The sequence below is a fragment of the Candidatus Pelagadaptatus aseana genome (assembly GCF_040362265.1).
Taxonomy (GTDB): Bacteria; Pseudomonadota; Gammaproteobacteria; order Pseudomonadales; family Cellvibrionaceae; genus Pelagadaptatus; species Pelagadaptatus aseana.
Genome location: NZ_BAABNJ010000009.1, coordinates 42086 through 62812, shown reverse-complemented (window position 1 = coordinate 62812; position 20727 = coordinate 42086). Strand labels below are relative to the sequence as shown.

The following is a 20727-nucleotide window of genomic DNA, read 5'->3' as shown; positions in this document are numbered from 1 at the left end:
GGATCTCAATGGTGGGTTGCAGTGGTGGGCGGTCAGGATGCGGCTGGGCGGCGCTCGGCCATCAGTTGCAGGCGCTGCTGAATGCGGGATTCAATGCCTTTGGCATCCAGGCCGACCTGAGCCAGCAGGCTTTCGTGTTTGCCGTGCTCAATCAGTTGATCGGGCAGGCCCAGAGGCAGCAGTTCGGTGCGCATGCCCTGTTGTCCCAGCCACTCGCCAACGCTGCTGCCGGCACCACCCATTACGGCGTTCTCTTCCAGAGTGACCAGCAGATCGTGGGTGTTGTACATATCCAGAACCAGATCGGTATCCAGTGGTTTGACAAAGCGCATGTCACAGACGCTGGCGTTCAGGGCTTCGGCAGCTTCCAGTGCGGCTGGCAGCAGGGTGCCAAAGTTGAGGATGGCAACCCGCTTGCCGGTGCGGCGAACCACGCCCTTGCCGATGGGCAGGGGTTGCAGCGATGGTTCGATGGCGGTGCCGGTGCCGGTGCCGCGCGGGTAGCGCACCGCGCTGGGACCACAGTGCTGGTAGGCCGTAGTCAGTAGTTTGCGGCATTCGTCTTCATCGCTGGGGGCGCAGATCATCATATTGGGGATGCAGCGCATAAAACTGAGGTCGTAGTTGCCCGCGTGGGTGGGGCCGTCTTCGCCCACGAGACCGGCGCGGTCGATGGCGAAAGTGACGTCTAGGTTTTGGATGGCGACGTCGTGAACCAACTGGTCGTAACCGCGCTGCAGGAATGTGGAGTAGATGGCGACCACCGGTTTTTGCCCTTCACAGGCAATGCCGGCACCCAGAGTTACCGCGTGCTGTTCAGCAATGGCGACATCGTGAAAGCGCTCGGGAAAGCTCTGGGCAAAGCGAACCATGCCGGAGCCCTCACACATGGCGGGTGTGATACCGATGAGCTTTTCGTCCTGTTGGGCCATGTCGCACAGCCAGTCGCCAAATACATCCTGATATTTGGGTTGCTTGCGTGGGGCGGGTTTGGGTGAGGTGGTCTGCTCCTGAGGGGGTTGACGAGGCTCGATTTTATTGAGGGCGTGGTAGCCCACCGGATCGCTCTCCGCTGGCGCAAAACCTTTGCCTTTTTTGGTGATGATGTGCAGCAATTTGGGACCGGGCATGGCGCGCAAATTGTTGAGGTCGTGGGTCAGGCGTTCCAGATCGTGACCGTCGATGGGGCCCACGTAGTAAAAACCCAGTTCTTCGAACAGGGTCGCAGGCGACACCATGCCCTTCATGTGTTCTTCGGTTTTACGGGCCAGCTCTTCGAGAGAACTGGGCAGCTTGGCCAGCACCTTTTTACCGCCGTCGCGCAGGTTGGTGTAGAACTGGCTAACCCAGATTTTGGAGAAGTAATCCGACAGGCCGCCCACATTGTGGGAAATCGACATGTTGTTGTCGTTCAGTACCACCAGCAGGTCGCTGCGAGTGTGCGCGGCGTGGGTCAGGGCTTCAAACGCCATGCCCGCTGTCATGGCGCCATCGCCGATGATGGCAACCGATTTGCGCGCACCATGGCCCTGTTGGCCCGACTGTTTGTTGGCATTGGCGGTCGCCAGCGCCATGCCCAATGCGGCACTGATGGAGGTGCTGGAATGGCCGACGCCAAAGGTATCAAACTCGCTTTCGCTGCGCTTGGGGAAGCCCGAGAGGCCGCCTTCCTGACGAATGCCAAGCATCTGTTCGCGGCGCCCGGTAAGAATTTTGTGGGGATAGGTCTGATGGCCTACGTCCCATACCAGTCGGTCTTCCGGGGTGTGGTAGCAGTAGTGCAGGGCGATGGTCAGCTCAACCACACCCAGACCTGCGCCGAAGTGGCCGCCGGTCTGACCAACGCTGTAAAGCAGAAATTCCCGCAGTTCACGCGCAAGTTGGGGCAGCTGGCTTTCGGACAGCTGGCGCAAATCCGCCGGAGTATCCACCCGATCGAGCAGTGGCGTGGTTGGGCGGCTGAGAGGAATTTCGTTAAACATACGGGTGATGGGTCGGGCAAAACCGCAATTTTATGACTCTGGCGAGGGTTTGCATAGTGCGGTGTCGTATGAAGATGGAGAATAATGTGGAAATCAGTGGCTGCGTTCTACGATATAGGCGGACAATCCCCTGAGCGGGTCGGCGCTGTGGTCAAACGGCTTAAGTGCCTGCAGTGCCTGTTGATGCAGGGCTTCGGCTTTCTGGCGAGCGCCCTCGAGTCCCAACAGTGACACGTACGTGGGTTTGTTCAGGGCTTGATCGGCCCCCTGTTGTTTGCCAAGGGTTTCGGTATCCGCGATGACGTCGAGAATGTCGTCCTGTACCTGAAACGCCAGCCCCACTGCCGCGGCGTACTGTTCCAGAGCGTGCAGTTGTTGCTCCGTGGCGCAGCCGGTGGCCAGTGCGCCCATGCGCACACTGGCGCTGATCAGGGCGCCGGTTTTATGGTTGTGCATCTGTTCCAGCTGATCGAGTTGCAGTTCGGAGTCGACGGCGGCTATGTCGATGGCCTGGCCGGCCACCATGCCTTTGTCGCCGGATGCCCGGGCCAGAGTGCTGATCAGCTGCAGCTTGCTGGCATCGTCGCCGCTGTCACAGTCGGCAATCAGTTCAAACGCCAGTGTTTGCAGGGCGTCGCCGGCAAGAATGGCGGTGGCTTCATCAAACTGTTTGTGGCAAGTGGGTTGGCCGCGGCGCAGATCGTCGTCATCCATGGCCGGCAGGTCGTCATGAATCAGGCTGTAGGCGTGGATACACTCCACGGCGCAGGCTGCGCGATCAATCAGTTCGTTAGTGGTCGAGGTAATGGCGGCGGCAGCGGCGTAAGCCAGTACCGGGCGCACCCGCTTGCCGCCACTGAGGAGACTGTAACGAATGGCTTGATGCAAATTCAGCTGTTGGTGCGGGCGTTGTTCGAGGCTTGAATTAAGAGCTTGCTCGATGCGTGCCTGATGTTCGGAAAAAAAGTGCAGAAAGGCGTTGCCCTGAGGAGTGCTGGGGCTGGAATGGTCGGCGGGCATCAGTGGTCGTCACCAGCGAAATCTTCAGCGTACAGGTCACCCTGATGCTCGGTCAGCAGTTGGACTTTCTGTTCGGCTGCGGCCAGGCGGTCCTGGCATTCTCTGGTGAGTTTGACGCCCTTTTCAAAGGCCTCCAGAGATTTTTCCAGACTCAGGTCGCCCTGCTCCAGTGCCGTCACCAATTTTTCCAGTTCCTGCATGGATTTCTCAAAATCCTGTGATTTCTTTTGGGCGGCCACGGTGTTGTTCTCTGTTGGTTTGATATGATTGCGAACTTAGGCCGCACCCTACATAAGCTCAGGGGCGAGGTCAATCTGATGGTGAGGGTTATAGACTAAACTGTGGGCCAGAGGAGCTGCTTTTTTTAAAGCCAGTGGGTAATCTATTTGTCATTGAGGTTTTTTGACTTGCTGCCGATACAGTTGAATGCAGGTCATGTTTTGGTTTTTTGGGGTCTTGCCCGATAGCGGCGAGATGCTTGTTTCGCAAGGAGTGGAAGAGTGGATTTAGCAACGATTGTTGGCATATTGGGCGCGATGGGCCTGATTGTCGCCACCATGTTGATGAGTGGCAGCCTGGGGATGTTTATCAACATTCCATCGCTGGTCATCGTGTTTGGTGGCAGCCTCTTTGCGGTTATGGCCAAGTTTGGCCTGGGACAGTTTCTCGGCGCCGGCAAGGTGGCGGGTAAAACCTTTGTCTCCAAGTCGCCGGATCCGGCTGAGTTGATTGACGAAATTATTGAACTGGCGGATATGGCGCGCAAAGGGGGGCTGTTATCCCTTGAGGGTAAGGAGGTGGGTAACGACTTCCTGCAAAAAGGCATCCAGTTATTGGTGGATGGGCACGATCCAGACGTGGTTAAAGGCCTGTTGACCAACGATAAAAATCTGGCTGAAGAGCGGCATGCTACGGCGGCAACCATCTTTTCATCGCTGGCCAGTATGGCACCGGCCATGGGAATGATCGGAACTCTGATTGGTCTGGTGGCGATGCTGTCGAATATGGACGACCCCAAGTCCATTGGTCCGGCGATGGCGGTGGCCCTGTTGACTACCCTCTATGGTGCGATTCTCGCCAATGCCGTTTGTGAACCCATGGCGGACAAACTGAAGCTGCGTGCGGCAGAAGAATCCATGGTTAAAAGTCTGGTGATCGATGCGTTGCTGGCGATTCAGGCGGGGCAGAACCCCCGTGTGATCGATGGCATGTTGCGCACCTACCTGCCCGAAGGCAAGCGTGAAGTTGCCGAAGGTTAACGGGGTAGCGCTATGAGCGATGAAGAACAGAAATGTAAATGCCCCCCGGAGGGGTTACCCCCGTGGATGGGGACCTTTGCCGACTTGATGTCCCTGTTGATGTGTTTCTTTGTGTTGCTGTTGTCTTTTTCTGAGATGGACGCCATGAAGTTCAAACGGTTGGCGGGTTCCATGGCTCAGGCGTTTGGTGTGCAGAACAAATTGAATGTCACCGATGTCCCCAAGGGCACCAGTATCATTGCTCAGGAATTCAGTCCGGGCACCCCGTCACCAACCCCCATTAACGAAATCTGGCAGAAAACCGAGAACATCACCGAAAACACGCTGGATTTTGAGTGTGCTCAGGAGTTCGATATCGAGCAGGGTGAAGAGGCCAAAGAGGGTGGTGTTAAGTTGCGGATCAAACGCAAGCTCGAAGAGCTGATCCAGCAGACCGAGCAGGATGCTATTGAGCTGGCGCAGTCGCTGCACGATCAAATCGCTGCCGGTGAAATCGAGGTGGAGACCCGAGGGCGTAAAATCATCATCCGGATTCGTGAAAAGGGCTCATTTAAAACCGCCTCGGCAGAGATGAATGATGATTACTACGATGTGCTTGATGAAATCAGTGATGTGCTGCGAGTAAAGCCGGGTAAGATCCAGGTTCAGGGACACACCGATAATATCCCCATTCGCAGCCCCCGGTTCCGTTCCAATTGGGAGCTTTCATCCGCGCGGGCGGTGACGGTTGCCCACGCCCTGATGAAAGACGACATTAATCAGCGCCGGTTTGAAGTTTCCGGTTTTGCAGATACTCAGCCGTTGGTGGCGAATAACTCCTCGGATAACCGCTCGCGTAACCGCCGGGTTGAGATCCTGATTCAGCAGGGGCTGGATGAAAGCCTCGATGATGAAGATCTGAATGTGTTGAAAGAAGAGGGCGCCGACATTTTGCGTGATCTTGATCTGGATCCGGAGTACCTGTTTGATTTGGATCCCAATGAAATCTTCTGATAACAGCAACGTCATGTCTGCCGGAGTAACCCCATGACCGATTCCGATCGCCGCCAGTTCTTTCGCATCAATGATCGCATTGGTGTGGCTTACAGGGTGTTGAGTGATGAGGAGTCGCGGGCGGAGGTTGAGCAGAGTCGCCGTTTGATGGCACCGGAAGCGTTGCTGGCCGATTACAATAAGACCGTACACCAGCTTTTAGGCCAGTTGAAAGTTCAGCAGCCGGTGATGGCCGAATTGCTGGGGGCGTTGGACGACAAAATCAATTTTGTGATCAATCAGCTGGAGCTGGAGTCCAGTCTGGTTGAGAAAATGGCTCACGAAATGAAAGCGGTCAATATCAGTGCCAGCGGTCTGGCGTTCAATGTGTCGTCCGAGGTGGCGTCAGGCAAGTTGGTGGCGCTGGAGCTGCTGTTGCAGCCGGAGAATCTGCATCTCTATATTCACGGTGAGGTGGTGGATTCCACCGCCAGAGATGATCAGCCCGGCTATTATATGCGGGTTAAATTCACCCACGTATCGCCGTCTGATCAGGAATTGCTGATTCAGCACGTTGTGCGTCGCCAGGGTGCCCAGTTGCGTTATGCCCGTGAGGATTAGCTGAGCAGCTGTAGCACGTATTCGCCCCGCTGGTTTTGATTGGTCTGGGCGATGATGCTGGCGCTGAGCAGAATTTCATTGCGGGTTTTTTCCGCCACTTCCCGAGCAAAATCCGCGTCTGCAATGCGGGAGTTGGCGGCTTCGCTGTTGATGCGAGAGCTGTCCAGTTGATCGGTAACGCTGTCAAGTCGATTGATCAGAGCGCCAAAGTCGCTGCGCGAGGCGTTGACCTCTTCCTGAATCCCATCAATGGTATCCAGTGCCGCCTGTGCGCCAGCCTGAGTACTGAAATCAATGTCATTAAAACCACTGTTTTGCAGTTGCTCCACAAAGTTGGTGGTTTCAGTTGCGATGGTGTCCGTGCCATCTGGCCCCACTTGCAGGTTGATACTGGTGCTGTCTGACAGCAGAGGGATGCCATTAAAATTGCTGCTCTCGGCGACGCGATTAATTTCGTCTTGCAGCTGTTGCACCTCGGCATTGATCGCTTGACGGTCGCTGTCATTGAGGGTGCCGTTGCTGGCCTGAACCCCCAGTTCACGAATGCGCTGCAGGCTGTCGTTGATTGAACCCAGTGCGCCCTCGGCCGTCTGGGCCAGCGAGATACCGTCGGAAGCGTTGCGCGATGCCTGACTGAAGCCCTGAATGTCCGAGCGCAGCCCGGTTGAAATCGCCAGGCCGGCGGCGTCATCGGCCGCGGAATTGATCCGTTGTCCGGATGACAGGCGCTCAAGGGCCTGATCGAGCCCCTGTTGTGAGGCACCGATGGTGGGATTGACGCCGTAGCTGTTGATTCCTGTAGTCATAACTCACCCATTTAAAGACACTGCTCTTATCAGTTTACGCCTAAAAGGAATTTTGGTTAATGATTGATCAGTTATATCCATATTCAAATTATAACCGAGAGTTATTATCGGTTGGGCTGAGCCTGCCACCTGTTAAGCGGGTCGCAAATTCTGAAAATTGTCTTACTATTTCCTGTCTTGAAGCGAGCTAAAGGCCATGGGAGTAGAGCGCTTGAAAACCATCCACAAAATATTTGCCGCGGCGTTGATGTTGTCGGCGGTTACCGTATCGGCCGCCAACCTGGAGCAGGTCACGGCGGAATCCTTTACCGCTGAATGCAATTCGTCCGTTGCCACGATTACTGTGCAGTTACGCCAGCTGGAAGCGTTTGCTGGAACACCCGACAAACAGACATTTCTGCGCCCTCTGGATGAGGTGATGCTGAATCTGGCGGATGCGGCCAAGCGCGCCAATCTCTATCAGTCGGTCCATCCGGATCAGTCTCTGCGACAGGCCGCGGAGCAGTGCTCTCAGGATCTGGACAAGTTGAATACTGACATCAACTTATCGCAGCCCTTGTTTGAGGTGTTGTCGCGGCTGGACAGAAGTCCGTTGAGTTCAGTGGATAATTATCTGGTTGAAACTCTGTTGCGCGATTTCAAACTGGCTGGCGTCAATCTCGCAGACGATCAGCGCGATCAGGTCAGAGCGCTGCAGCAAGAGCTGGTTAAAGTGGGGCAGAATTTTAATCGCACCATTCGTGAAGACGTACGCCACCTTGAATTGCATTCGACTTCTCAGCTCAAGGGTTTGCCTGCCGATTACATTGCCGCCCATCAGCCGGGCGAAGATGGGGTGATACGTCTTTCAACCCGCTACCCCGATTACATTCCGTTTGTTACCTACGCCGAAGATGAAAGTTTGCGTGAGGCGTTTTACCGCATGGCGCGCTCGCGAGGTTACCCCGATAACAGAGATCATTTGCAGCAGTTGATCCAAAAGCGACATCAGTTGGCCGGGCTGTTGGGGTTTGACAGTCATGCCGATCGCATCACTGCCGACAAGATGATTGGTTCCGCGGAGGCAGCTGCCAGATTTATTGACAAGGTTTCTCTCGCCGCCGAGCCGGCCGCGCAGCGGGACAAGGCGCAACTGTTGCAGCGTTTACAGCAGCAGCGACCGGAGGCAACCCAGGTACAGCGCTGGCAGCTGAGTTATCTGCAGGACAAAATCAAGACCGAGCAATATCAGGTGGATGCCAAGCAGTTGCGCAATTACTTTGCCTATGGGCGGGTTAAAAGCGGTATCTTCGAGTTGGTTGAGTCCATGTTCGATGTGCAGTTCAAACCCTGGGATGCTCAGGTGTGGCATCCCAGTGTTGAGGCCTGGGAGATGTGGGGCGACGATCAGTTGCTTGGCCGTTTCTATCTCGACATGCACCCGCGTGATGGTAAGTATCAACACGCGGCCATGTTCCCGACGCGTACCGGTGTTGCCGGGCGTCAGGTGCCGGTGGCTACCCTGGTGTGCAACTTTCCGGGGGAAGGGAATCCCACCGAGAAGATGGAATTTACTCAGGTAAAAACCTTCCTGCACGAATTTGGCCATTTACTCCATGAGCTGTTTGCCGGCCGCAATCAATGGGTGGCCCAGTCGGGAATTTCCACTGAGTGGGACTTTGTCGAGGCGCCGTCGCAAATGCTTGAAGAGTGGGTTTATGACAAGACTACTCTGCAGTCTCTGGCGGTTAATGATGCCGGTGAGTCGCTCAGTGATGATGTGGTGACGCGGTTACAGGCGGCGCGCAATTTCAATCGCGGCGTTGGCACCCAGATTCAGATGTTTTACTCAGCGCTGTCGCTCAATTATTACCGGCATAACCCGGAACAACTGGATCTCTATCAGTTGATGCTGGATCTGGAGCAGCAATACTCACCGCTGCCGCCGGTAGAGGGCACCCACTTTTACGCCAACTTTGGCCACCTCAATGGCTACTCGGCGATTTACTACACCTATATGTGGTCGCAGGTAATTGCGCTCGATATGTTCAGTCGCTTTGAAACCGAGGGGCTGCTCAACCCTGAAACAGCGAAAGCCTACCGGCAGCTGGTGCTTGAGCCCGGCGGCAGCAAACCGGCCGCGACGCTGGTGAGAGACTTTCTGGGGCGCGATTTCAGCTTTGACAGTTTTGCCAGACGGCTTAACAGCCACTGAGGAGTCATCGGATATGGAAATTCCACGTCGCAAGTTACTTGATGTTCTCAATCGCATCGATCTGTTTGCCGACATCAGTGCTGGCGACAAGGAGCGCCTGTTGGTGCCCCGGCACATTGTTAAGGTGTTCCCTCAAAGTGACAGCCTGATTCAGGCCGGCGACAGTGACGACAACTTTTATATCTTGCTGGCGGGTAAGGCCGGTATCTATAAAGCTGGGCAGCGGGTGGCCGAGGTGACTCCCGGCGATTTTGTCGGTGAGATGGGGTTTATCTGCGGTGAACCGCGCACGGCAACGGTGACAGCGGACATGGATGTGATCGCCATGTGTCTGGACAACAAGGCGTTTGCAGGTTTGCCGTCGGGCTTGCGGGAAAAAATCAAAGACCGGTTGATCGGGGCTCTCGTCAAGCGGGTTGATAGTCTCAATCGGCAGCTGGCGCAATACAAAGCAGGCGCCTGAGCCAATCAATGTCAACAGTGACGACAAACCAACAATTAGAGGATGAGTATGTCTGGTAATACAGTGAGCGAACACGCCATTAAACGAATTGGTACAGATCAGGTAGAGGCGGAAGCCTATATGCCGGATCAGGAAAAAATTGTCGCGGGAAATCCGGCGCAGTTGATCTGGCATTGCTATGACAATCGCGACGAGACCTTTGGTGCCGGTATCTGGCAAGGCGAGCCGGGCAGCCACAAGGTCAACTACACCGAAGAGGAAGTGTGCTTTTTGCTGGAGGGTAAAGTCATTGTCAGTGACGATGATGGCAATGAGATCACGCTTAACAAAGGCGATATGTTTGCGGTACCAGCGGGCTTTTCCGGTGTCTGGACAACGGTGGAAACCGCCAAAAAACTCTACGTGATCTACGAAAAGTAATGGCTCTATCCAGAGCTAAGCAGTCCGAGGGGTATCTTCTGTCAACAGCCGATCGTTGCTAAAGATAAGAGATCCTTCGGCGCTGCGCTTCTCAGAATGACCGGGTATAGCCCGGTCACATTTTTTCCATGGTTTCAATGCCGAGTAAATCCAGGCCGGTGTGCAGGGTTTGCGCGGTGGTCTGGGCAATGGCCAGACGGCTGTTGCGGGTGGCCTCGGTGACATCGTCTTTCAGAATCGGACAGGCTTCGTAGAAGCGCATAAACAGGCTGGCCAGATCGTAGAGGTAATTGCACAGCATGTGCGGGTAAGCCTCACGGGCAACCTGAGACAGGGTTTCTTCAAATTGCAGCAATTTGAGCGCCAGAGCCTTCTCTTCTTCGGCTTCAATGGCGACCGTGTTCAAACTGTTTTTGTCGATGCCGGCTTTGCGGAAAATGCTCTGGATTCGCGCGTAGGCATACTGCAGGTAGGGGGCGGTATTGCCCTCAAAGCTGAGCATGGAATCCCAGTTGAAGATGTAATCGTTGGTGCGGGTTTTGGAGAGATCGGCGTATTTGACCGCGCCAATACCGACTTTGCGCGACACTTCGGTGCGCTCGGCTTCGCTCAGATCCGGGTCTTTGCTGGCGATCAGGCTGGCTGCCCGTTCCACCGCTTCATCCAGTAACTCGGCAAGTTTGACGGTGCCGCCGCTGCGGGTTTTGAAGGGTTTGCCATCGGAGCCCATCATGGTACCAAAGGCGTGGTGTTCAAGACTGATGGCATCACCAACAAAGCCGGCTTTTTTGGCCAGAGTGAACACCTGCTTCATGTGCAGGGATTGGCGCGCGTCGATAAAGTAGAGCACGCGATCGGCGTTCAGGGTGCCGGCACGGTAGCGTAACGCGGCCAGATCGCTGGTGGCATAGAGGTAGCCACCGCCCTGTTTCTGGATAATAACCGGGCTGGGATTGCCCTCTTTATCCGCCAGCTCCTCAAGGAACACGACCTGCGCGCCCTGGTCTTCCACAGCGAGGCCCTGCTGTTGCAGCTCAGTGACCACGCCCGGTAAGTCGTCGTTATAGGCGCTTTCACCACGGACGCTGTCGGCATCCAGAGTCACGTTCAGTTGCTCGTAGATTTCCTCACTGTGTTGCAGTGAGACCTGTTTGAATTTTTCCCACAGCGCCAGAATGCGTTCGTCTCCGGATTGCAGCTTAACCACGTAATCGCGGGCGCGGTTGGCAAAGGCTTCGTCCTCGTCAAAATGTTGTTTTGATTGCTGGTAAAACACTTCCAGATCTTTCAGCGCAAACTCGGCTTCAGTGTTGGTCTGCATCTGTTCTTCCAGTTCGGCAATCAGCATGCCGAACTGAGTGCCCCAGTCGCCCACATGATTCTGGCGGATAACAGTGTGGCCCTGAAATTCCAGGGTTCGCACCAGAGCATCGCCAATGATGGTAGAGCGCAGGTGGCCGACATGCATCTCCTTGGCCAGATTGGGGGAGGAGTAATCCACCACTATGGTTTGAGGGGTTTCGCAGGCTACGCCGAGTCGGGAATCTGTAAGTGCCCGGGCCAGAGCGTCGGACAGCCAGGCATTGCCCAGATGAATATTGATAAATCCCGGGCCGGCAATTTCCAGTTTGTCAGCGATATCGCCAAGATCCAGCTGCTCAACAATTTTTTGCGCCAGTTCGCGGGGGTTGGTTTTCATGGCTTTGGCGGCCGCCATGGCGCCATTGGCCTGATAGTCGCCAAATCCGGCTTTCTTGGCCGGCGCCAGATGAGCGCCAAATTCAGCCGGGATGCCGGCGGCCTGCATGGCCTGATGGACTTTGTGGTTGAGCAGTTCGCGAATATTCATAGTGGCGGTGCGGTATCCGTAGAGGTAATTGCAGCAATAGGGGTGCGGATTTTAACGGGCGCTGAGGCAGATGCAAGAAAGTATAGCGCTTGGCTCTCCAGACCCGCTACCCGGATGGTGGTCGTTGCAGGGTAAATCCATCCGTTATTTTTTTCGACCGAGGTAATAAGCCGGGATTACCCCAATGGCGAGCAGCAGCCCCATGTAGAGAAAGGTGTCCTGAAAACCAAGGCTCATGGCCTGGCGATAGAGTTCCTTTTGCATGATCCATGCGGCCAGTGGTTCCTGAGAGGCCATGTCGACACCGCTCTTGTGCAGCTCTGGAATCAGGCGGGTAATCATGGCTCCGGTCTGGCTGTTTTCCTCGTTCTGCAGGCTATTGATGTAGTCCATGTGTTTGGTGGTGCGGCGGTCGATGGCAACCGAGGTCAGGTTAACGCCAATGGCCCCCCCGAGCTGGCGGATAAAATTGAACGCGCCGGACGCCGAGGTCATTAGCTCGGTGGGCAGACTGGACATGGCCGCCTTGCTCATTGACGGCATGATCGCCGACATCCCGATGCGGCTCAGGATCAGCCACCAGCAGATGGTCCAGAAGGGGGTAAAGCGGTCGGCCAGTACCATGATGCCGGTGGCGTAGGCCATCAGGGCGACACCAAACATCACTACCCAGTTTGGCGGTGCCTTGTCGCTGAGCGCGCCAAAAATGGGAAACACCAGCGTCATGACAATGCCGGCGGGCAGCATGGCCAGGCCCGCCTCGGTGGCGGTGATGCCCTGAATGGTCTGCAAAAACAGGGGCACGGCGTACATGCCGCCGAACATGCCCATGCCGAACAGCACTGAGACAATCGAGGCGTTGGCGAAGTCGCGGTTGCGAAACAATCGCAGGTTCAGTAGTGGCGCGTCGGAGACCAGTTGCTGGCTGATAAAGGCGGCGGTGGCGAAGGCGCCGGTGCCGAGGCAGAAAAACACAAAATCTGAGCCCCAGCCGTAGCGCTGGCCATTACTGAGCCCGATAAGAATGCTGCTGGTGGCCACTGAGAGCCAGACCACGCTCTTGATATCCAGTCGCGCCTTATGATTCGGATCGACATAACCGGGCAGATACCAGAGGGTCAGAGGCAGGCCGATCAAAGCAATCGGCAGTGGCAGGTAGAATACCGAGCGCCAGCCAAAGGCGTCGACAGCCAGTCCGCCAAGATAGGGGCCCAGTGCCGGCCCCAGTACCGCCATTACGCCAAAAATGGCCATGCCCACGTCCTGTTTCTCGGGCGGGAAAATGCGGGTCATGACGTACATGGCGATGGGCATGTAAAAGCCGTAGGCAATGCCTTGAATCACTCGGGCGATGATCAGGGTTTCAATATTGGGGCTCACGGCCGCCAGCATGGAGCCCAGAATAAACACCAGTGACGGGTAGAAGAACGCGTTTTGTACGCCAAAACGGTCAATTACCCAGCCTGAAACCAGCATGCTGATGGTGGAACTGGCGAGAAAGCCGGTGGACAGCCACTGGGCATCACTCTGGTCGACCCCGAATGCCCCCATCACGTCGGGAATGGCGACGTTGATGATGGTCGACATCAAGAGCGCAATAAAGGTGCCCACACCCACCGAGGCAATGGCGAGGCCCGGGTATTTTTTGCCGTGGCGCTCACGCAGTGATTCAAAGGTGTCACCGCTGGCCTGACTGCCGAGGTTTTGAATAAAAGCCAGCATGGGTTGATCAGCTGTTTGGTGCGGTGCGGGTGTCGATATTGATCTGCACCATCATGCCCGGCTTCAGCAGTCCATCCACCTGATCGATGCTGAGCTTGATGCGCAGGCGTTGTGTGACCTTGGTAAAATTGCCACTGGGGTTGGGGTTTGGCAGCAGGGCAAATTCGCCGGTCGTGGCGTCATCGATGCCGATAACCGTCGCCTCAAAATCGCGGTCCGGGTAGGCGTCAACCACAATGGCCGCGGTCATGCCAGGGGCAATGTGACGCAGCTGGGTTTCCTTGATGTTGGCATTGATCCAGATCTTTTCAGGGTTGTGCAGCATCACCAGACGACTGCCCGGTGAAATGTACTCCTGAGCGTGACCAAAGGTTTTATCGATCACGCCGTCGATGGGGCTGCGAATCTTGCGGTCTTCCACTTCCAGAGCCAGTTGTTGCTGTTTGACCTGAAGGCGCTCGATATCCTGTTCCATGATCGCAATTTTGCGCTCGAGTAACTCCACGGTCATCAATTGGGCTTTGGCCTTGCGCAGTTCCGAGGTTTGCTGGGACAGGGCGGAGCGGGCCTGCTCATGGCTCTCTTTGGCCTGGGTGTAATGCAGTTCGTCTTCCTCGAAACGGCGCTGGGAAATCAATTCTTTTTTGAGTAGGGTGTTGGCGCGGCGGAAGTTGCTTTCAGCCAGTTTCAGGATGGACTCGGCTTTATTGGCGGCGGCCTTGGCGCTGTTGAGCTTTTCCTTCTGGCTGTCGAGGTGACTTAACTGTTCCTCACTGACCATGGTGCGCTCGCTCTGGGCGCGCTCAATTTCCGCCTGACGGGTGGCAATCTGCAGATCAATTTCCTGCAGCGCCAGCTGTGCGGTGCGGTCGTCGATTTGCACCAGTAAATCTCCGGCCCTGATCTGTTGGCCGCCCTTGACGGCAAAACTGTCAATCCAACCGGAGCGGTTGGCGCTGATTTCAACCACGTCACTGGCAATTCGGGCATCGCTGATGCTGACGGTATGGCTGCGCTCATAGCCCCACCAGCCGACAACGGTGGCGAGTATCAGCAGGATAAACCAGCGCAGGTTTTCCTTGTGGATGCTGTGTTCACCATCCTCATGTTTGAACAGGAAGGGCAGGATGCGTCGGATGCGATGTTGGTTCTTGGTCATAATGTCTTACTCAGAAATGGTTGCGCCTGAATTCGGCGTTAACGCATGTTGCTCAGGTTGTCGCTGACTGTGGCCAGCAGATCCAGCATCTGTTGGCGTTGTTCATCACTCAGGTGTGAGAAGGCTTTGTTGTTCAGATCCGCCGAGATGCCTTCGATGATGGGCATCAGGGGCTTGCTGGTGTCGGTGATGTAAATTCGCTTGGCGCGTCTGTCTCTGGGGTCCTGGCGCCTTTCAATCATGTTTTTCTGTTCCAGTTTGTCCAGCAGTACTCCCAGAGGTGCCTTTTCCATCAGCATGATGTCAGCCAGTTCGGACTGGATACGGCCATCTTCCACACTCAAGAAGGCCAGTACCCGCCATTGTGCGCGGGTTAAATCCAGTCCCTGCTGTTTCAGCGTCCTGTAAAACAGGCTGGTATAAAGCCGGTGAATATTGCTGAGCAGTACGGGCAGAGAATCTTTCAGTGCGGGCTCTGACATATCGGTTCGTTTAATTGGTTTACAGGATATAAGGTAATATTAGCATATAGTATACATTGGTTACTATTTTGGGAAAATCAAAAACCCGAACGGCTTTTTTCTCAAGCATGGGGCTGGTCCATGGCAGGGTCTTTCCCCCGGCACAGTCGGCTGGTTATGATGGGCGCCGTAATGGATGCTTTGCAGGAATATTTATGAAACGTCGTGGTTTGATGCTGGTTCTCATGGTGCTGCTGGCGCCTGTGCACGGTTGGGCGCAGGCACCCATTTTGCGCGACCCGGGTATTTTTCATCCGGTGGTGGCAACCAAAGGCATGGTGGCCACCCAGCATCGACTGGCGAGTGAAGTGGGTGCCCGGATTCTGAGTCAGGGCGGCAACGCGGTGGATGCTGCGGTTGCGGTGGGGTTCTCTCTGGCCGTGGTGTTGCCACGGGCAGGCAATCTGGGTGGCGGTGGTTTTATGTTGCTGCATTTGGCCGAGGACAATAAAACACTGGCTATCGACTACCGGGAAATGGCTCCGGCCGCGGCGCACAGGGATATGTTTCTGGACCAAAGTGGTCAGGTAGACAGTGATAAGTCGCGCTTCAGTCACGCTGCCGCCGGTGTACCCGGTACCGTGGCCGGACTCATTTATGTACAGGAGCAATATGGTCTGTTGTCGCTGCAGCAGGTGTTGCAGCCGGCTATCGAGCAGGCCGAACAGGGTTTTGCGGTGACTCACGATCTGTCGAGCAAGCTGCAGGCCTACAAGCACCTGAAAAACAATCCGGCCACTCGTGCGGCCTACTTTAAACAGGGCGGTGAGGCCTATCAGGCCGGTGAAATCCTGAGGCAATCGGATCTGGCTTGGAGCCTGAAACAGATTCAGATGCAGGGTGGCGAGGCCTTTTATCAGGGTGCTATTGCCGAGCGTCTGGTGGCGGAAATGCAGCGCGCAGGCGGCTTGATAACTGCGGAGGATCTGGCCAATTACAAAGTGGTGGTGCGCGATGTGGTGCGTGGTGACTATCGCGGTTATGGCATCGCTTCCATGCCGCCGCCCAGTTCCGGCGGGGTGCATCTGGTGCAGATGCTGAATGTGCTGGAACAGGCGCCATTGGGGCAATACGGATATGGCAGTGCCGATGCCATGCACTGGATGGCAGAGACAATGAAGCGCGCCTATGCGGATCGAAGCAAGCATCTGGGCGATCCGGATTTTGTGCCGGTACCGGTGGCACAGCTGACCAGTAAGGATTACGGCCGCTACCTGTTTGGTCAGATTGACGGGGAGCGTGCCACCCCCGCTAACGAGGTGCATCCGGCGGAGCATTTTGATCATGAGAGCCGCGATACCACCCACTATTCGATTATGGATGCCGAGGGTAACGCCGTTGCCAATACCTACACCCTCAATTTTTCTTTTGGCTCGGGGATCACGGTGCCGGGTACCGGAATTCTTCTCAATAACGAAATGGATGATTTCTCGGCCAAGCCTGGTGTGCCCAATGCCTATGGTTTGCTGGGGGCTGAGGCTAATCGGATTGAGGGCGGCAAGCGTCCGTTGAGCTCGATGACGCCGACTATTGTGTTCAAGGGCGATAAACCCTGGCTGGTTACGGGCAGCCCGGGCGGCAGCCGAATCATTACCACCACCCTGCAGGCCATCGTTAATACCATCGATCATAAAATGAATGTGGCTGCGGCCGTTTCGGTCCCGCGTTTTCACAATCAGTGGCTGCCTGACAAGGTGTTTGTCGAGCCCGGTTTTAGCCCGGATACTGTCAAGCTGCTGGAGCTTCGGGGGCATGGGGTAAAGCAGGTTCGGGGGATGGGCAGTGCTCAGTCAATCATGTGGGAGGATGGCGTATTTTACGGCGCTGCCGACCCGCGCAAGCCCGATGCGGCAGCGGTGGGCCTGTGAGTTTTTTGGGTGTAAATGGCGCAATAGTCTTCTATACTGAAATGCCTTCAGTGAGTTCGACAGTTTAATCAGTCCTATGGATATTTCAGCCGCCGATACGGTGAGTTCTCAGATCATCAACCCTGCCCGGGAATCGCAACAGGTTCAACGGGAGCAGGAGCGCTCGGCCCGGGCTCAGGAGTTGCCTGCCGCCCGATCTGAAAGCCTGTCGTCGTCGCCCATTGAAAGAGCGGCAGTGGCGCCGGTTGAGCCTCAGGTACCTGCCCGGGAGTCAGGCAATCAATCCCGCTTCCCATCGAGCCCTGACCGGGTCAGTCTGTCGGCTGAGGCGCTGCGAGCAGCGCAAGAATCTCAGAGTGGTGCCGGCGAAGGTGGGACGGTGATCGATAACGATACCGGTGAATTGGTGCCGCAGCGGCCAGAGCCCGAGCCGCAAAACCGCAGTGCGATTAATGCCTACGCTTCGGTGCAGCAGCTGACCGGTTTGTGACTCTGGCCTGAGTGCTGCTATTTATTCAGTTTGGAGCTCTTCCAGTATTTGGTACCTTGCAGGGTCGCTTGCAGGGCCAGTCCACTTTCGGTCAGTTGGTAAACGGTAACGCCGGGAATCACCGTCGCGGCGCCGCTGGCTTCATCGCCTTTTTTGCCGGACTTTGCCGCAGCATCAGCCTGTCCGGAAAAGTCCCAGCCTTGCTCCACAAAATCATTCATGGCATCGCGGTCGTGGAACACAAACACGGCGCGGAAATCCTTGACGCCCATGCCGATGCCCAGCCCGGCAGAGGCCATATTCATGTAGATGTCTTTGCCGGTCTTGTTGTCGCGAACCACGCCATTACCACCGGCGGCGGAAAAGAAAATGACATTGATGCCAACGTTGGAAAAAACCCCGTAGCCGGCCGCCTGTTTGATTTCGTCGCGGGTGTCAGCTTCCTCCCGATAAAGTCTTTGTAAAACTTCACTGCGCATTTCCCGAATGTCTTTGCGTTCTTTCTCAGCACTGGCGCCGAAGGCCTGTGTGGATGAAAGCAGTGCGAAAATCAGTGTGCTGATCAATAGTTTCATTTGTGGGCTCCTCAAATAAATCCCAGATAGACGAGTGCTGCGAGCATGGCGGTGCACAGTAGTAGGCTTAGTAAAAACGGCAGATGTGAATTTTGCTTTACCGGCTCCACGCGGTTGCCTGGCGAGGTGGGGCGAGTTTTCCATTTCTTGGGTGAGTCATCGGTGCTTTTACGGGCTCTGGCCGAAACCGGCGGGGCGGGTTTACGCACCCGGGTTTTGTCGTGGTCGGTGTTGGGGCCGCGAATTTTGAACGGATAGATGTCGACACGAATTTCATCCCCGGGGTGGGCACTGGCCTCGGTAATTTTGCTGTTGTTCAGGTAGGTGCCGTTGGAGGAGCCCAGATCACGGACTAGAAGCTGATTGCCCTGAATCTGGATCTCGGCGTGCTGGCGCGACAGGTGAGTGCCCGGAATCACGATGTCGCACTGACTGCTGCGGCCGATGATGGTTTTTGGTTTGCTGAGCACAAATTCCTGACCGGTCAACCAGCTGCTGCTGGCGATCAGCGCCCACTTGGGTATCTGGGCATCGTTCAATGCTGTCTGGCTGATAGACTCGTGGGGGTGAAGTATCTGCAGGTCGATGCTGCCGATAGTCAGGGTGTCGCCGGGGCGAATCTCACATTCATCCACCACCTGACCATTGACGCAGCAAGGGGGGTGAGAGGCAACGGCTTTCAACAGCAATTGTTGGTCCTGAGTGATAAGCTCGGCGTGTTGCGGGGACAGGCTCTGGTCATCAAGAATCAGATGGCAGGCGGGGTCGGTACCTATGCTAAAAAGCTTATCTACAATCCATACCGGTTCGCGACGTTTGTCTTTAAACTGAATTTTAAGCATTGTGCTGGTATAAATTCCTGTAATAGGCAGCAACATAGAAGTCATGGGGTAATGCGGGCGTCCTGCCGCATCGATAATAGCAAGAATAGCAGCCCTGTGAAGATTGAGGAGAATAGGTTTGTGGCGCTGGAACTACCAGGCTATCGGTTTGTAGAAAAAATTGGCGAGGGAGGCATGGCGACTGTGTACCTTGGGGTGCAGGAGTCACTACAGCGCCCGGTTGCCATCAAGGTATTGAGCGCCCAGATGCGGCAACAGGGGGAGGTGCGTGACGCCTTTGAGAGGGAGTCACTGATTGTCGCCCGGCTTGCCCACCCCAATATTGTCTCGGTCATTGATCGCGGTGTGTCCGAGCGTGGCACGCCCTATTTTATTATGGAGTTTGTCGACGGGGTGGACTTGTCCCGGGTTTTGGCCGAGGGACAGTTGGGGTTGAATCGTAAGCTGGAGTTGGTGCTGCAGGTCGCCAAAGCGCTGGCCTATGCCCATCGCAACGGCGTGATTCATCGAGACATCAAGCCTGGCAATATTCTGGTCGACAAGGATTGGCACGTGCGGGTGGTGGATTTCGGCATTGCGCATATGCTGCGTGACGCCCGGTCAGACAGCCGGGCTGGGTGCGGTGTCGCAGAGACCAGTCCGAGTATTATGGGTACCGAAGCCTATATGGCGCCGGAACTGCAGCAGGGTGAAGTGGAGGCCTCGGTTCGCAGCGATTTGTATTCTCTGGGGGTGATCCTGTTTGAGCTGCTCACCGGGCGTCGCCCTGACGGTTCACCGACGCCGCCCTCGGCGTTGGCGGAGGCCATACCCCGGGAGCTGGATCTGCTGGTTCTCAAGTGTCTGGCCCCCGATCCGAAAATGCGCCCCCAGCGTGCGGAACAGGTCTGCGATGCTTTGCTGGAGTTGTTGCATGGCGCCCATTTGGATAACGCCCAGAAGCAGCGCGCAGAAGCGACTCTCAATAAAAAAAGTTTTGCGCTGCTGGATGTCTGGCGGGAAGCGTCCTCTGGCGCGGTTTATCTGTTTCTGGAGCGCAAGACCGGTCGCCGCTATGTGGTCAGGAAATCCTCCTCAATTCATCAGGGGTATGGTGCCTGTTCCAGCCTGTCCGGATTGGAACACCCACATCTGGTCAAGGTGCATGGGGTGTCGAAAAATAATCGCGCCTTTATTGCGGTGCTGGAGTATATGCCGGGTGGCAGCTTGCAGGAGCGGATGGCGCGCCCGTTTGAACTGAATGCATTTTTGCCGGTGGCGATCCAGATGTGTCAGGGATTGGCGTTCGCTCACGGTCGGGGTGTGGTGCATGGTTTTCTCAGGCCCAGCAGCGTTCTATTTGATCAGCTGGACAATGTGCGAGTGGCGGATTTTGGCTGGCCCTCTCTGCTAGGTGACAAGGCGTTGCAAGTGGCGGAGGCAGATAGCGATTTCAAACTGCTGGATGAGCCGCGCGAGCAACCACTGGATGTGTACGCCTGTGGCGCCATTTTTTATCGAATGCTGGTGGGCGACTGGCCGCGCTACAGTCGCGGTCAGTTGTCGGCTGGCGCGGCGTTTAAGCGCCTGCCCGAGGCACTGCGGCAACTGCTGAAATCCATGCTGAGTCAGGAGCCATCGGCCCGTCCCGAATCCTTATTGCAGGTGGTCGGGGTGCTGGATGGCCTGGGGGACAACCTGCCGACTCAGGTATGGTCGCAACAAGTTGTCGATACTCCAGCGCCATCCGTTAACAAAGAAGAGGGACAGCAAAAGGAAATGCTGCTGTTTCTGTTGCTGATACTGTTATTCCTGGTATTGGTTAATACCGGGGTGATTGCTGTCTTTGAGGGTTGGCCCATGCCCTTCGGTGAGTCGCTGCGGGAATTGTTATTGGATTGGCTGGACCCATGAGTGGTTTTAAAGTCCGGCAGAATTGCTCATAATGCCCGACTTTTTTAGCGCTTGTGCTCAAGGATCTGAGA

19 protein-coding genes are annotated in these 20727 nt (G+C 55.8%); 9 read left to right on the top strand and 10 right to left on the bottom strand.

Annotation, left to right across the window (positions count from 1 at the left end; genetic code table 11):
• Window positions 1–32 precede the first annotated feature (32 nt).
• From dxs to ACPXV9_RS13720, 3 genes are all read right to left on the bottom strand, one after another.
• Window positions 33–1982 (bottom strand): 1-deoxy-D-xylulose-5-phosphate synthase, encoded by a 1950-nt coding sequence (dxs, locus tag ACPXV9_RS13730; protein WP_423898156.1) that lies wholly within the window; start codon window positions 1980–1982, stop codon window positions 33–35.
• 93 nt (window positions 1983–2075) lie between these two features.
• Entirely contained in the window at window positions 2076–3002 is a 927-nt protein-coding gene (ispA, locus tag ACPXV9_RS13725) for a (2E,6E)-farnesyl diphosphate synthase (protein WP_423898153.1), read from the bottom strand.
• Window positions 3002–3241 carry an exodeoxyribonuclease VII small subunit gene (locus tag ACPXV9_RS13720; RefSeq protein ID WP_423898150.1) on the bottom strand — a complete coding sequence of 80 codons (240 nt, stop codon included), beginning with the start codon at window positions 3239–3241 and terminating at the stop codon, window positions 3002–3004. Before ACPXV9_RS13720 ends, ispA begins: the two co-directional genes overlap by 1 nt.
• 261 nt (window positions 3242–3502) lie before the next feature.
• On the opposite strand from ACPXV9_RS13720, the gene pomA reads away from it, so the two are divergent.
• The 3 genes from pomA to ACPXV9_RS13705 are packed head-to-tail and all read left to right on the top strand — an operon-like array spanning window position 3503 to window position 5854.
• Window positions 3503–4261 (top strand): flagellar motor protein PomA, encoded by a 759-nt coding sequence (gene pomA, locus ACPXV9_RS13715; RefSeq protein WP_423898147.1) that lies wholly within the window; start codon window positions 3503–3505, stop codon window positions 4259–4261.
• A gap of 12 nt (window positions 4262–4273) precedes the next feature.
• Window positions 4274–5254, top strand: coding sequence for a flagellar motor protein MotB (locus ACPXV9_RS13710; RefSeq protein ID WP_423898145.1), 981 nt, complete (start codon window positions 4274–4276; stop codon window positions 5252–5254).
• A 33-nt stretch (window positions 5255–5287) separates the two neighbouring features.
• Window positions 5288–5854, top strand: a complete 567-nt coding sequence (locus ACPXV9_RS13705) for a PilZ domain-containing protein (protein ID WP_423898142.1) — start codon at window positions 5288–5290, stop codon at window positions 5852–5854.
• Here ACPXV9_RS13705 and ACPXV9_RS13700 read toward each other — a convergent pair.
• Window positions 5851–6660, bottom strand: a complete 810-nt coding sequence (locus tag ACPXV9_RS13700) for a flagellin (protein WP_423898139.1) — start codon at window positions 6658–6660, stop codon at window positions 5851–5853. The genes ACPXV9_RS13705 and ACPXV9_RS13700 overlap by 4 nt on opposite strands.
• 211 nt (window positions 6661–6871) lie before the next feature.
• On the opposite strand from ACPXV9_RS13700, the gene ACPXV9_RS13695 reads away from it, so the two are divergent.
• The 3 genes from ACPXV9_RS13695 to ACPXV9_RS13685 are packed head-to-tail and all read left to right on the top strand — an operon-like array spanning window position 6872 to window position 9737.
• Window positions 6872–8854: a M3 family metallopeptidase gene (locus ACPXV9_RS13695; RefSeq protein WP_423898136.1), complete on the top strand. Its 1983-nt coding sequence runs from the start codon at window positions 6872–6874 to the stop codon at window positions 8852–8854.
• Between the two features lie 13 nt (window positions 8855–8867).
• Entirely contained in the window at window positions 8868–9317 is a 450-nt protein-coding gene (locus ACPXV9_RS13690) for a cyclic nucleotide-binding domain-containing protein (RefSeq protein WP_423898134.1), read from the top strand.
• Window positions 9318–9365: 48 nt separating this feature from the next.
• A complete protein-coding gene (locus ACPXV9_RS13685) occupies window positions 9366–9737 on the top strand; it encodes a cupin domain-containing protein (protein WP_423898131.1) in 372 nt (123 codons plus the stop codon).
• Between the two features lie 115 nt (window positions 9738–9852).
• On the opposite strand, the gene argS is transcribed toward ACPXV9_RS13685, so the two are convergent.
• From argS to ACPXV9_RS13665, 4 genes are all read right to left on the bottom strand, one after another.
• Window positions 9853–11586 carry an arginine--tRNA ligase gene (gene argS / locus ACPXV9_RS13680; protein ID WP_423898129.1) on the bottom strand — a complete coding sequence of 578 codons (1734 nt, stop codon included), beginning with the start codon at window positions 11584–11586 and terminating at the stop codon, window positions 9853–9855.
• Between the two features lie 144 nt (window positions 11587–11730).
• Window positions 11731–13308 carry a DHA2 family efflux MFS transporter permease subunit gene (locus ACPXV9_RS13675; protein ID WP_423898128.1) on the bottom strand — a complete coding sequence of 526 codons (1578 nt, stop codon included), beginning with the start codon at window positions 13306–13308 and terminating at the stop codon, window positions 11731–11733.
• A gap of 7 nt (window positions 13309–13315) precedes the next feature.
• Window positions 13316–14467, bottom strand: coding sequence for an HlyD family secretion protein (locus ACPXV9_RS13670; RefSeq protein ID WP_423898125.1), 1152 nt, complete (start codon window positions 14465–14467; stop codon window positions 13316–13318).
• Between the two features lie 38 nt (window positions 14468–14505).
• On the bottom strand, window positions 14506–14949 hold the full coding sequence (locus ACPXV9_RS13665; protein WP_423898122.1) for a MarR family winged helix-turn-helix transcriptional regulator: 444 nt from the start codon (window positions 14947–14949) through the stop codon (window positions 14506–14508).
• Window positions 14950–15143: 194 nt separating this feature from the next.
• Here ACPXV9_RS13665 and ggt point away from each other — a divergent pair, with 194 nt between their 5' ends.
• Together ggt and ACPXV9_RS13655 are read left to right on the top strand one after the other, a co-directional pair.
• Window positions 15144–16856 (top strand): gamma-glutamyltransferase, encoded by a 1713-nt coding sequence (gene ggt / locus ACPXV9_RS13660; RefSeq protein WP_423898120.1) that lies wholly within the window; start codon window positions 15144–15146, stop codon window positions 16854–16856.
• Between the two features lie 76 nt (window positions 16857–16932).
• Window positions 16933–17346: a hypothetical protein gene (locus tag ACPXV9_RS13655; RefSeq protein ID WP_423898117.1), complete on the top strand. Its 414-nt coding sequence runs from the start codon at window positions 16933–16935 to the stop codon at window positions 17344–17346.
• A 17-nt stretch (window positions 17347–17363) separates the two neighbouring features.
• On the opposite strand, the gene ACPXV9_RS13650 is transcribed toward ACPXV9_RS13655, so the two are convergent.
• On the bottom strand, window positions 17364–17921 hold the full coding sequence (locus tag ACPXV9_RS13650) for a YSC84-related protein (protein WP_423898115.1): 558 nt from the start codon (window positions 17919–17921) through the stop codon (window positions 17364–17366).
• 11 nt (window positions 17922–17932) lie between these two features.
• Window positions 17933–18763, bottom strand: coding sequence for an FHA domain-containing protein (locus ACPXV9_RS13645; RefSeq protein ID WP_423898112.1), 831 nt, complete (start codon window positions 18761–18763; stop codon window positions 17933–17935).
• A gap of 120 nt (window positions 18764–18883) precedes the next feature.
• On the opposite strand from ACPXV9_RS13645, the gene ACPXV9_RS13640 reads away from it, so the two are divergent.
• On the top strand, window positions 18884–20656 hold the full coding sequence (locus ACPXV9_RS13640) for a protein kinase domain-containing protein (protein WP_423898111.1): 1773 nt from the start codon (window positions 18884–18886) through the stop codon (window positions 20654–20656).
• Window positions 20657–20727 lie beyond the last annotated feature (71 nt).